The sequence below is a fragment of the Sphingomonas adhaesiva genome (assembly GCF_036946125.1).
Lineage (GTDB): Bacteria > Pseudomonadota > Alphaproteobacteria > Sphingomonadales > Sphingomonadaceae > Sphingomonas > Sphingomonas adhaesiva_A.
This window is the reverse complement of the sequence record NZ_JAQIJT010000002.1, coordinates 1,581,214-1,593,615: the sequence shown is the minus strand read 5'-3', so window position 1 is coordinate 1,593,615 and position 12,402 is coordinate 1,581,214. Positions and strand designations below refer to the sequence as shown.

4 protein-coding genes are annotated in these 12,402 nt (G+C 73.1%); all 4 read right to left on the bottom strand.

All coding sequences use genetic code 11. From position 1 onward, the window contains the following. Nucleotides 1-5: 5 nt before the first annotated feature. From PGN23_RS13840 to drmD, 4 genes are read right to left on the bottom strand one after another with little or no spacing between them, the layout of a single operon-like run. Entirely contained in the window at nucleotides 6-1,871 is a 1,866-nt protein-coding gene (locus PGN23_RS13840; RefSeq protein ID WP_335303534.1) for a DUF1998 domain-containing protein, read from the bottom strand. Next, on the bottom strand, nucleotides 1,868-5,326 hold the full coding sequence (drmA, locus tag PGN23_RS13835; RefSeq protein WP_335303532.1) for a DISARM system helicase DrmA: 3,459 nt from the start codon (nucleotides 5,324-5,326) through the stop codon (nucleotides 1,868-1,870). Before drmA ends, PGN23_RS13840 begins: the two co-directional genes overlap by 4 nt. Further along, the gene (locus tag PGN23_RS13830) at nucleotides 5,326-9,162 is read right to left on the bottom strand and encodes an Eco57I restriction-modification methylase domain-containing protein (protein WP_335303531.1); all 3,837 of its coding nucleotides are present in this window, start codon (nucleotides 9,160-9,162) and stop codon (nucleotides 5,326-5,328) included. The genes drmA and PGN23_RS13830 overlap by 1 nt, the downstream gene beginning before the upstream one ends. Further along, nucleotides 9,159-12,353 (bottom strand): DISARM system SNF2-like helicase DrmD, encoded by a 3,195-nt coding sequence (drmD, locus tag PGN23_RS13825; RefSeq protein ID WP_335303529.1) that lies wholly within the window; start codon nucleotides 12,351-12,353, stop codon nucleotides 9,159-9,161. The genes PGN23_RS13830 and drmD overlap by 4 nt, the downstream gene beginning before the upstream one ends. Between the last annotated feature and the right edge of the window lie 49 nt (nucleotides 12,354-12,402).

Below are 12,402 nucleotides of genomic sequence, written 5' to 3'. Positions count from 1 at the left end.
TCGGATCATTCCGCGAACAGCGCCGTGCCCGCGACCGCGATCGTCGGTACGGTGAGCGCGCGGTCGAGGTAGAGGTTGCGGGCCTCGCAGGAGGTTTCGGCCACCAGCAGGCAGCTGTGGCAGGCGGCGCCGCTGAGGGCGCGCTCGTCGGCGTGGGTGTCGGGGTCGTGTTCGGCGCAGATCGGGTCGCCCGAGCAGAGTGCGAGGCGGTCGAGCGCGCGTTCGGCGATCGCGCCCAGCCGGGGCAGCACCGCGACCAGCCCGCCCAGCGTCCCCTGCGATCCTGTCGAGGCGGTGTAGAGAAGCAGGCCGTAGCGCTCTCCCTCCTCGTCGACGATCGCGTACAGCCGCTCCTTTAATGCGGTGGCGGGATAGCCGCAGTCGAGCGCGATCTCCGTCATCAGCGCGTGGGCGAAGCCGTGGATGGCGTAATAGGCGAGGCGGGGAAAGTGGAGCCGGTCGGCATAGGCCTGATTGCCGCGCCACCGCTCCCAGCCGCGATAGAGAAGCTCCCCGCGCGCCGCCACCGCCGGGCGGGCGAGCCAGGCGCGGATCGCGGCAGGGTCGAAGCGCAGGAAGATGCCCTCGCCGCGCTGTTCGACCGCGGGGAGCCATTCAAGATCGGACGCGAGCGCGGCGCCCTCCACCGCGATGTGCAGGTCCTCCAGATCGCCGTCGATCGCGGTGGGCGCCGCCTCGAACCGGGTGAAGCCGTAGAGGCACGCGACCTCGCACAGGCGATGCACCGCGACGGCCGACGCGACGGGGGCGAGGCGGGGGCGGTCGCCGTCCCAGGCCGCGCGCGCAAGGGTGCGGGCGTGGAGGCGCGCGTCGGGGGCGTCCACGCCGATCTCCGCCAGCCCGGAGGCGAGCAGGTCGAACTCCGCCACCTTGGGCGCCCTGGCCAGCGTCTGTTGCCCGGCGGCGCGGACCTGCGCGATGCGTGCGACGACATCGGCATCGCTCCAGCCGTCGAGCGCGGCGCGCAGGCCGGGATTGGCGCGGCGGGCGATCGTCATCTCCGCTGCGGTCGCGACCCAGTCGATCGCGTCCCAATGCGCCTCGATCAGGCGGGTCAGATCGTCCTCCGCCGCGGGGAGCGAGATGACGGTCAGCACCTGCGGGAAATAGGCGTTGGTGGCGGTGCGGTTGAGGAAGCGGAGGTTCTCGCCGCATTCGGTAGGCTCGGGCGTGCGCAGCCAGGGGCGGCGACCGCCGCACTTGCCGAACCGCCCGTCGGCCTGCGCGTCGCGCAAAGACAGCGCCGCGCCGCACCCGCACACGATCCGCGTGGCGGACGGGTCGCCGGAGGTGCCGCGTTCCTCCATCCACAGCGGCTGGGTGCAGCGTTCGGTGGTGCCGCTGCCGACATGGACGGCATAACTCCAGTCGATGTCCTGCAGGTGCCCCTTGCGGCAGCCCGCGACGAAGCGGATCGGCGTCACCGCGATGCGGCGACCGTCGTCGTCGATCAGGTCGGTGCGGCCGCGCGGGTCGAGATCGCGCCAGCGCACCAGCCGGCGGCGACGGACCTCGCCCAGCTCATCCGCCTCGCGCGCGACGAACCAGGCGGGGAAGATGCGCGCCTCCACGCCCGCCGGCTCTCCGGTCCCGGTGCGCGCCTCGTCGTGCGCGGGCGGGGTGCGCAGCGTCAGGCGCTTGTCCTCCGCCAGGCGGCCGTTGGCGCGCAGCAGCGCCTCCAGCACCGCGACAGCGCGCGGCTCGGGCACGATGCGCCACGTGTCGCGCTCACGCATGTTCCACAGGTCGAGCCCGCCGATCACCACCGAGCGCGTCGGCAGGTCGACCATCGCGCCGGGGCCGAAGCCGATGACGAGTTGCGATTGGCGTAGCGTGATGCGCTTCGTCACAGCATGTCTCCTGCACCGGCGACGCGTTCGCCATCGGGGCCGCGCGGCCTCACCAGGACGCCGGGTTCGACGTCGCGCATGCTCCACGCCGCCTGAAAACGGCGGTGCGCGGCGGGCAGATTGTCGAGCGCGGGGTCGAGCGGGGGGTGGAGCAGCCGCTGCGGACGATCGGCGTAGCTGAAGCGCGCGCCGGCCGCGGTCTGATCGGCGGCGATCGCGATCCAGTCGTCGAGCAGCGCCCCGATCGTGGCGGCGAAGCGGTCGCGGCCGCCCTCCACGTCCGCGGGCGCGCGCTCGACGAGGTGACGGATCACCGCGGCGCGCGTCTCCGGCACCGTGGCCAGCGCGGTGACGGCGGCGGACGGGGTCAGCGCGGGATCGAGATGGCGTGCGATCGCCACCACCACCGCCGCGAGCGAGCGGTCGAGCGCGCGCGGCGACCAGGGGGTGACGCTGGTCGCCTCCACCGCGCGGTAGAAGGTGTCGTGGAAGTGGCCGAACTGCTCGAAATGCATCCGGTCGCGCGCACGGTGGACGTTCAGGATCGCGACGACGAGGCCGGGGCGCGCGGGGTTGCGGCCGACGCGGCTGGTCGCCTGGATATATTCGGCCGCGGTCTTGGGCTGGCCCTGCACCAGCATGAGTCCGAGCCGCTCGATATCGAGTCCGACCGAGATCATGTTGGTCGCCAGCGCGACGTCGACCGCGTCCTGCGCACCGAAATGCGTTTCCAGCCGCCGCTTGGCCGCGGCGACCTGATCGGTGGAGACGCGCGAGGTCAGCTCGACCGGCTCGCGCAAGTGACGGTCGCCGAACGGGCGGTCGACGGGTTCGAGGCGCCGGCGCCGCTCGCCGTAGCGGGAGAGGCGGGCGGCGACCTCGTCCTCGACGATGCGGCGGGCGCCGCCCAGCTCGCGCAGCGCGTTGAAGTAGCACAGCGCGGTCAGATAGGCGTCCGCGGCGTCACCGGCGCCTTCGTCGGCCAGTCCCTGCGCCGCGCCGAGCAGCGTCACCAGCGCCTGGAGGAAGACGAGCTTGGGCCCGCGCCCGGCTGCGGCGATGCCGACGTACCAGCGTGCCGGGTCGGCGGCGCTTTCGGGCCGCGTCAGCGCGAAGAAGCTGTCGCGGCGGTCGAGGCCGGGGGGCGGAAAGATGCGCGTCTCGTGCCGGTCGAAGAGCGCGCGGATCTGGTCGCGGGCGCGACGGACGGTGGCGGTGGAGGCGACGATCTTCGGCCGGACGCGGTGGCCGTCGAGCATGCGGGTGGCGAGGCGGTCGATCGCGGCTTCGTACAGGCCGGCGACGGTGCCGAGCGGACCCGAGATCAGGTGGAGCTCGTCCTGCACGACCAGGTCGGGCGGTGCGAGCCGGTGGCCGCCGTGGAGCGCGCGCCCGCGTCCCGGCTCCGCCGCGCCGTAGAAGCCGGCGTCGTCGGCGCGGTCGACATGCGCGAAGAAGGCACCCGCCTCGCCGTTCCACGGCAGCGCGGCGAACTTGTCGACCGTGGCGATCAGGAACGCGGGGAGGCGGCGGTAGATCGCCTGGTCGACGGTCACCACCGGCAGGGCGCGGTCGCCGGTGAAGGGGCAGGCGAGGCTGGTGCAGCGCAACTCCAGGTTGGTGGGGGCATCGGCATTCGGCACGCAGCGGAAGCTCTGCGGGGTGAAGGCGGTGCCGCACCACGGGCACGCCTTGATCGGGGCGGGGGCGCGGGTGTCGCGACCGCTGGTATAGGCGCGGACGCGCTTGACCGCGGTGCCGTCGCTGCGGTCGCCCTTGCCGCCGAGCCGGTTGGGGCTGGCGTCGGAACCGACCCACAGACCGATCTCGATCGGCCAGTCGCCCAGCCGCGGGCGACCCGCCGTATCGAGATAGTCCGGGCCGGTGCGCAGCAACTCCAGCGCGCAGACCAGGCCGGCGGCGCGGCCCAGCTGATCCAGCGTCAGCAGCCGCAAGGTGTAGCGCATGATGACCGCCACGCCCGCGCCCAGCAACCCGTCGCCGCGCAGCCGCCGCAGCGCGATGGTGAGCGCGGCGAGCCCCAGATACGCCTCGGTCTTGCCACCGCCGGTGGGGAAGAAGAGCAGGTCGGCCGTGTCGCGATCCGGGTGACGCGGATCCGACATGCCCGACAGGTTCAGCAGGATGAAGGCGAGCTGGAACGGTCGCCACGCGGGCATTGTCTCGCCCGGACGGCGGGCGCGGGTGGCATCCGCGACCGCGCGGTTGGCGATCGCGAAGGCGGAGCGCACCTGCGCATCGTCGCGCAGCAGCGCGATGCCCGCGGCGATGCGTCCCCGCGCTTCCTGCTGCGCGGCGATCAGCGCGGCGGCGGTGCGGGCGCGCTGGGGGGCGTCGGCGATGTCGGGCGCGGTTGCGGCATCGCGTTGCGCGGTCGACCATTCCGCATAGGTGTCGGCAAGCGGCGCCAGCGCCTGCGCGAGCAAATCGCCGTCGTCGTGGGCGAGCGCCGCCAGACGGTCCATCGCGAAGACGACGCCGGGCACGGCCGCGGCGACGGTCCGCTCCACCGCGGCGCGCGGCAGGTGCGTGGTGTGGATGCACCGGACGGTGCCGTCCGGGTCGGCGACATGCCCGGCCGCGCAGCCGAGCCCGGCGGCGAATGCGGCACTGTCGCGGTAATGGAGGTCGGCGAGCTGGTCGTCCCAATCGTCGCGGGTGATGCGCGACAGATCGTGCTGCGCCACGAACCCCTGCGCGCAGGCCAGTTCCAGCCGCACCTGATAGGCGTAGGCGAGGTCGCGATACGCCGCGGGTGCCTCCAGCCGCTTGTTGACCAGGAAGACGGAGACGACCTGCACCGCGGCGGCGGTGCCGTCGGCGCGGGTCAGCGCGAAGGGACGCATGCGGACCGCCAGTTCCAGCGCACCGCCCGCGCGCGCGGTGGCGGCGGTGCCGGGCAGCGGCAGGTGGACGATGCCGTCGTCGTCGCGCGGCAGGTCGATGACGACATGGTGCGTGCGGGGGACGCGTCGCCAGGTGAGCGGCATGCCGCGCTGCTCGGTGCCGCTCTCCAGCACCTCGGGCGGCAGCGGCGGTTCGGGGACATAATCGCCCCAGGTGATCGTCGCCTCCAGCGTGCGGACGCCGGCGTCGACCATCGTCGACAGGCCGATCGCGCTCGGCAGGAAGCGGCGGCGGGCGGGCGGGGCGTCGCCCTCCTCGTCTTGGTCGCCCGCCGCGCCGCCCGCACCGAAGCCGTCCTCGTCCGGCACGATGCCATCCAGCTCGCCCATCTCCGCCTCGGCGCTGTCCGGCGGATCGGTGGCGAGTTCGCCCGATGGCGCGATGAAGCCGGAGAGATACCAGCGCGACGGGCTCTCGCCGGCGGGCAGGCGCTCACGCGCGAGGTCCGCATCCTCCGCCTCGGTGGGACCGATCAGGTTGCGGCGCAACCGCCGCACCATCTCCGCGCGCACGACACCCGCTTCCATCACATCCGCTCCCTCGTGGCGCGTTCCTCGTTCAACCGCAGCAACCGCTCCAGCACCGCGTCGCGGAAGGCGGCGGGCCAGAACAGCCGGCCGCGGTAGCGGTGATCGTCCTCGTTCGTGTCATCGAGGAAGACCGCTTCGGCGCGCGAGGCGAGATCGTCCCAGCCGAAGGCGGTGAGGACCGCGCGGTCCATCGCATGATGCAGGTCGCGCAGCCGCTCGATGTCGTCGGCGGTATCGGTGGCGCGGTGGAAGCGGTTGTAGGTCGGCGTCATCCCCTCGCCACGCGCGATCATCAGCGCAGCGCGGTGGTCGTGACAGGCCTGGCCGGGCTCTTCCAGCAGGAAGGACAGCGGCTCGGCCGGGCGGGGGAAGGTCTCGAAACAGTCCGAGGGTGTGTAGCGCAGGCGATCTTCCAGCGTCGATGAGAAGAAGCGCGTCCAGACCTCGTGAACGCGAGACTGGAGGACGGCGAACGTCGCGTGCGAGGCGAGCGCCATCACCGCCAGCGTATTCCCGAAAATGCCATCGTTCGGCACGCGCGCGAGCGCCCAGTGCGGTGTCGCGGCGCAACTGGTGACGAGGACCTGAGGCATCGCGCCGATCGCGGCATAAAGGCCGGGGCGGGCTTCCTCGAACAGCCACCAGCGGTCGCGCGTGCGCGAGCGGGATACGGTGTCCCGATACGGCTTTACCGAGGTGCGCAATACCTCCACCACGTCGGGGAACAGGCGGGTCGCCTCCTCCAGCGCATAGCCCGTCAGGTCGATCGCATGTCGGAAGGGTCGATGGCGCGGATCGTTGTAGACCTCCTCCCCACCCAGGAACGGCCGGATGACGGCGTGCGCAGGGGGAGCGCGTTCCAGAAGACGCCGCATCGCGTCGAGGGTGTGCGCCGCGGTCGACGGCTTGTCGTCGCGGAAGAGGAAGCCCGCGCCGTACACCTTCGTCCCCTCGAACACCTTGCCCGCATTCTCGCGCAGGGTCGCGGGGGAGGCGTCGAGGTCGCCTTCCATCAGATAGGCGGAGATGCGGCGTACTGGGCGGTCGTCGAGCGTGGGCGGCACGGCGCCGTCGCCGCGGCAGACGAAGACCTGCGCCACGACGACCGCCGCCTCGCCCTCCCAGCGGTGGCGGCTGACCGCGCGGTAGATGGTGCCGCCCTCGCCCAGGATGCGGGTCAGCCCGCTTTCGCGCGTGTCACCCTGGCGGATGGTATTGGTCGCGATCAGTCCGAACGCACCGCCGCGCCGCAGCAGGCTGAACGCGCGGCGGAAGAAGTGCGCGACCAGATCGGCGTTGCCGTGGGCGCCCGGATGCAGCGCCTTCAGCCAGTCGGGATAGGCGCGGGCGTGACCGGCGGCGATCGTGTTCTTGCCCGCGAACGGCGGGTTGCCGATGATCGCGTCGAAACCCGGGTTGGCGCGGGTGAAGACATCCTCGAACTCCAGCTCCCAGTGAAAGCTGGTGATGCCGATCGGCGAGGCGCGCAGCTCTGCGCGCCATGCGGTGAGCCGGTCCCAGCTGGCGGCGCCGGGGGCGAGGACGCATTGCTGCACCTCCGCCAGCCGCGCGTCGCGATCGCGCGCGCCGGTGCCCGCGAAGAACGACCACAGGATCGCGTCGGCGACCAGATGCGCGCGTTCCAGCGCGACGATCGCGGCGCGGTGGCGGCGTTCCTGCGCGGCGTAGGACGCGATCTCCGCCTCGCTGCGCATCAGCTGGCGCAGGTTCGCGGCGGCGTCGATGCCCTCGCGCACGATCGCCTCGACGAAGCTGTGCTGCCCCGACACCTTGCCCCAGGTGACGGCGACGATCTTCGGATTGGGAAGGCCGACCAGGCTGTCGCCGTGGCGCAGGACCGCATCGAGGAAGGTGAATTCGTGCGCGCTGGCGAGCGTTTCCAGCCACAGCGACAGTTTGGCGAGATCGATCGCGAGCGGATTGCGATCGACGCCGCGCAGGCAATGCTGCGCGACGAGACGCTTGGCATGCAACAGATCGTCCTCGTCCGCCGGGATGGTCGGGCGCTGCTCGGGCCAGCGCAGCCACGCCGTCACCAGCCGTTCGCCCAGCTGGCGACATGCCTCCACCAGGAACGCGCCCGAGCCGGCGGCGGGGTCGCATACCTTGAGGTCGAGCACGTCCGCCGGGCGCGCGTCGGGGCCGATCCGCGCGAAGGCCGGGGCGAGCGCATGCGCAACGATCGGGCGGGTGAGCGAGGGCGGGGTGTAATGGCTGCCGGTGCGGCGTCGCTCGTCGGTCGGCTGGAGGATCGGGGTGCCGGGTGCGACCGGCTCGCCACGCGGGCTGGCGCGGGCGTCCGCAACGGGGGCCAGCGCGGCGGCGAGGGCCTCGGTGCCCCGGGCGGACCGAAGCGCGCGCGCGACGGCGGTGGGGAGGGTGGTGCGGCCGGTGTCGTCGCGCAGCAGCCGGTCGCGCTCCGCAGCCGCGTCGAGCCGCGCGAGATCGACCCACACCGGCACGCGGTGTGCCTTGCCGGCGCGGATCGCGAGCATCGGCGCGGGTGCGCATTCGACCGTGAAGCCCATCACGGTTTCGTAGACCGAGCCGATCTGTTCGACGCTGAGCGAGCGATAGGCGATCCGCTCGCCCGCCAGCATCAGCAGGTTGTCGAGGATACGCAGCACGCAGCCGTCACCGACCGGCAGCACGCGTTCGGCATCGTCCGGCGTATCCTGCCCCAGCAGGAACGGGAAGGCGCGCTCGCTGAACAGCTTGCCGCCGCGCGCCTGCATGAAGCCGGACGGATCGCCGCGATCGACCAGCCGGAACAGCGCGATCAGCCGTCCCCAGGCGCCGCGCCGCTCGTCCATCGTATCGGGGTAGAGCGCCGCGTCGTCGCGCAGCCGCAGGTGCAGCCCGCCCAGCGCATAGCCCCGTTCGTACAACGTCGCCGCCGACGTGCCCGCGGCCGAGGGCATGAGCCCGCGATCCTCCGCATAGAGGATGAAGATCAGCCGCAACAGGACCGTCAGCAGCCCCTCGTACAGATGCTGCGGCCGGTCGCGGGCGAGGGCACGGGTGCGCGCCGGATCGGCGGCGTCCAGCCCGCGCAGCAGCTCGTGGAGGCTGGCGAGCACCTGTCCCGCGAGGCGGGTCGAGACGTCGGCCTGCGCGGCGCGGCTTTCCGCGAGCATCGCCGGCAGGCGGTGCGACGGCGGGCCCGTGAACAGCGCGTGCGCGTCGAGCAGAAGCTTCAGCCCGGCGAGCATGCCGCGTCCGCTGGTCTGCGCCAGAGCGGCGAGCGGCCAGGTCATGTGCCCCGACACCTCGCCGCGCGGCGCGACGACCAGCCGCAGCACGACCTCGCCGACGGCGGCGGCGTCGCGGCGGCCGGTGTCGCGCGCGCCGATGATGACGCCCGCCATGACGCCGGTTTCGCGCAGCAATCGCTCGAACCGCTGCTGCGCGGTCGCTTCCCAGCCGTCCGACGTGCCCCGCTGGTCGAGAAGGAGATCGGGTGCCTCGATGCGGACCAGCAGCTGTGGGGTGCCGTCCGCCGCCATCACCGCCCAATGCGGCTCCAATACGGTCCCCTGCTCGCGCAGCGCGATGCGCAGCGTGTCGGGAAGGAGTGGGCCGCCGGGAGCGCCCGCGACGCGCGTGGCGTCCCAGCCCAGGATATCGCGGAAGAAGGGCCAGGCGTCGGTGTCGACGGTGGCGAGGGCGTCCGCGACCGCCTGACCGTCGGCGGCCCCTTGTGGTGAGGGCCAGAGCCCGATGCGGGCGAGTGCCGCAGGGGCGACGACGAGCCCGACGGGCTGGAGATAGCCGATCCAGTCGTGGCGACCGGCGGGGAGCGGCCCGCTCATGTATCGGGCCAGAGGTAGACAAGACCGACCGGCTCCAGCCGGGTGGCGCGGACGCGCGCGGCAGCGCGGAGGCGCTCCGGCTCGCGGATCAGTTCGTCGTCCAGTCGGGTGGCGGCGCGCTCCCACGAGCGCCGGTCGGCGGCGCGCTGGCGCGCTTCGGCGGGGTCGAGCAGCAAGGACAATTGTCCGTCGTCGGTGCCGCGCTCGCGCAGGATGCGCGCGATGCGTTGCTCCAGCAATGTCTCCAGGCTGCGCGCCTCCGCCGCGGCGCGGCGGTCGAGTTCGGCGGCGACGCGTTCGGCGCGGGCGGTGGCACGCGCCTCCAATGCGGGGCGCAGGTGGCCGACATCGCGCGCTGCGGTGGCGGTGGCGCGCGCGGCGACCGCCGCATCCGCGTCGGCCGCGGAGCGCAGCGCGGCGATGAGTTCCTCGAGCACGCGCGTCTCCGCTTCACGCCCTTCTGCCAGCGGGCGCAGCGCGCCCGCGTCGCGCCAGTCGGCGGTGACGCCGAGCACCTCCTCGTGCAGCCGCGCGGCGCCATCGCCGAAGAGCGCGAGTCGGCCGAGCAGGATCACGCGCGGGCTGGGCGTCATCGGGGTGCGGATGACGCAGGCGCGCTCCAGCCCCTGCCGGAACCCTGCCGACAGGAACCGGCCGAGCAGCCGACGGACGAGCCGATGTTCGAGGTGGAGCTGCACCACGTCGCCCGCGTCGCGCCCGTCGGGAAGGATCGCAGGCGCGAAGCTGATTCGGCGCACGGCGGCATCGGGGCTGGCGCGCCACTCGGCGGGACGCTCGCCCGGGCGGAGCGGGCGCGCGCGGAGATCGTCGAGCAGGGGTTGCCAGGTGGGGTCGTCCGCCAATCGCGCCTGATTCAGCGTGAAGACGGGGGTGTCGCCGATCCGCTCCCCGTTGCCCCACGCCCCGCCCGCGCGCGCCAGCGCCAGCGCCGCCACGGACTCCAGTTCGCCGGCGTCGACCCCGACGCGCGCACGCGATGCCTCCAGCATCGCCGCCAGATCCGCCTGTTCGCGCAGCAGCCGCGCGCGCCGCGCGACCGCGCCGTCGTCCAGGTCGTGGATCGCGGCGCGGACACGCTCGTCCGCCGCCTCGTCGCGGATGCGATCGGCGAGGGCGCGCGCCGCCTGCCGGTCGATGCCGCCGCCCAGCCGGTCCGCGATCCGCGCGCCGAGCACCTCCCCCGCGGAGCCGAGCTGCTGGCGGATCAGCTCGGTCTTTCGTACCAGGGCGTCGAGCACGACGTCCTCGGGGCGCTGCGCATAGACGAAGTAGCGGCAGGTGACGGTCGGGCTGGGCTGGAGCTTGCGGTCGATGCGGCCGTTGCGCTGCTCCAGCCGCGACGGGTTCCACGGCAGGTCGACGTGGATCAGGTCGTGGCATTGCGCCTGCAGGTTGATCCCCTCGCGCGCGGCATCGGTGCAGATCAGGATGCGCAGCGGATCGGCCGGATCGTTGAACGCGCGCTTGATCGTCTCGCGCCGCTCGGCCGCGGTGATGCCGGTAAAGGTATCGATCCGGCGCGCCTCGTGCGGGTCGGCGGGGTCGATCAGGACGCGCAGCTGGCGCTGCAACCAGCGACGCGTATCCTCATATTCCGTGAACAGGATCAGCCGGCGATCGCGCCATGCGCCGGCGTCGTCGAGCAGGTGGGTGCGCGCCCAGTCGAGCAGCCAGACGACGCGCGCATCGGGTGCGCCGCGTACCGCCTCCGCCGCGGCGAGCATCGTGGCGACATGCGCGCGTTCCGCCGCGAGCAGGTCATGCGGTGCCCCCGCGGCGGCGGCGATCGCCGCAGACTCGACCGCGGCGGCATCGGCGCGGTCGAGCAGGTCGAGGGCGGTGTCCTCGTCCTGCGCATCGTCGGGTGCCTCGACGGGCATGTCGGTCGGCGGGGCGGCCGTCGCGCCGGCCAGCGCGCGGTCGAGCCCGGCGAGGTGGACGCGCAGGGTGCGCGCGAAGGCGGGAATCGAGGACAGGAGCCGCTGTTGCAGGCCGACGAAGGCGAGCCTGGCGCGCGCGGCCGGTGCGCCGGTCAGCCCGGCGATACGGCGTTCGCGCAGAGTGCGGTAATCGGCGAGCATCGCCGCGAGCGTCAGTTCGGGGGCGTCGGGCGGAAGGTCGTCGATCACGACCGGCGCGACGATCCGCTCGGGAAAGGCCTCTCCCAGGGCGCGCAGGTCGCTTTTCAGCCGGCGGACCATCACCGGCTCCAGATCCGCGGGTCGCACGGGCACGCCGCGGGTGAAGCGCTGGGGATCGAGCAGCTCCAGCAGCGTCGCGAAGCTGTTGGCGTGGCCGTTGTGCGGCGTGGCGGAGAGGAACAGGCGATGCTCGAAGCGATCGGACAGGTCGCGCAGCGCGCGGGTGAACTGGCTTTCGATCGCGTAGCGGCCGCTGCCCGACGGCGCCGCGTGGTGCGCCTCGTCCAGGATCAGGAGCGAGCGGGCGCGGAAATCCTCCAGCACGTCGCGCAGCCCCGCGACATAGGCTTCCTCGCCCAGTAGCCGGTGCGACAGGATGAAGCGCGAGCCCGCCGCCCAGGGGTTTGCGCCGTAGCCGCGGCGGCGGCGCAGCGCCTCCAGATGGCGCGCGTCGACGATCTCGAACGCGAGGCCGAACTTCGCCTGAAGCTCGTCGCGCCACTGGATCGTCATCGCGGGCGGTGCGACGACGACGGTATAGTCGACGCGGCGGCGCAGCAGCAGCTCGCGCAGGACGAGCCCCGCCTCCACCGTCTTGCCGAGCCCGACGTCGTCCGCGATCAGCAGATTGACGCGCGGCAGGCGCAGCGCCTTGCGCAGCGGCAGCAGCTGGTACGGATCGAGCCGGATGCCGGCGCGGAACGGTGCCTGGAACAGATCGCGCTCGGCGGCGGTCGCGGTGCGCCAGCAAACGGTGCGCAGATAGGCGGAGAAGGTCGCGGCATCGCCGCCCGCCGCGCCGAGCGAGGCCCATGCTTCCTCGTCGTGAAGGCGCGCGTCGACCTCGGCCGCCCACAGCACCTGCGCTTCCTCGCCGCTGGCATCGTCGTCGATACAGGCCAGGCGGTGGCCGTCGAGCGCGCCGTCGGGCGCCCCCTCGACCATCCACAGCCGCCCGCGCAGCGACACGAACTGCCCGACGCCGGGCGGGCGGGAGGAGGATGCGGGACGTGTCGCCGGATCGATCATGACAAGCCCTCCCTGCGCACGCGACCGTGGCGGCAGGGCGGGGGTGCGC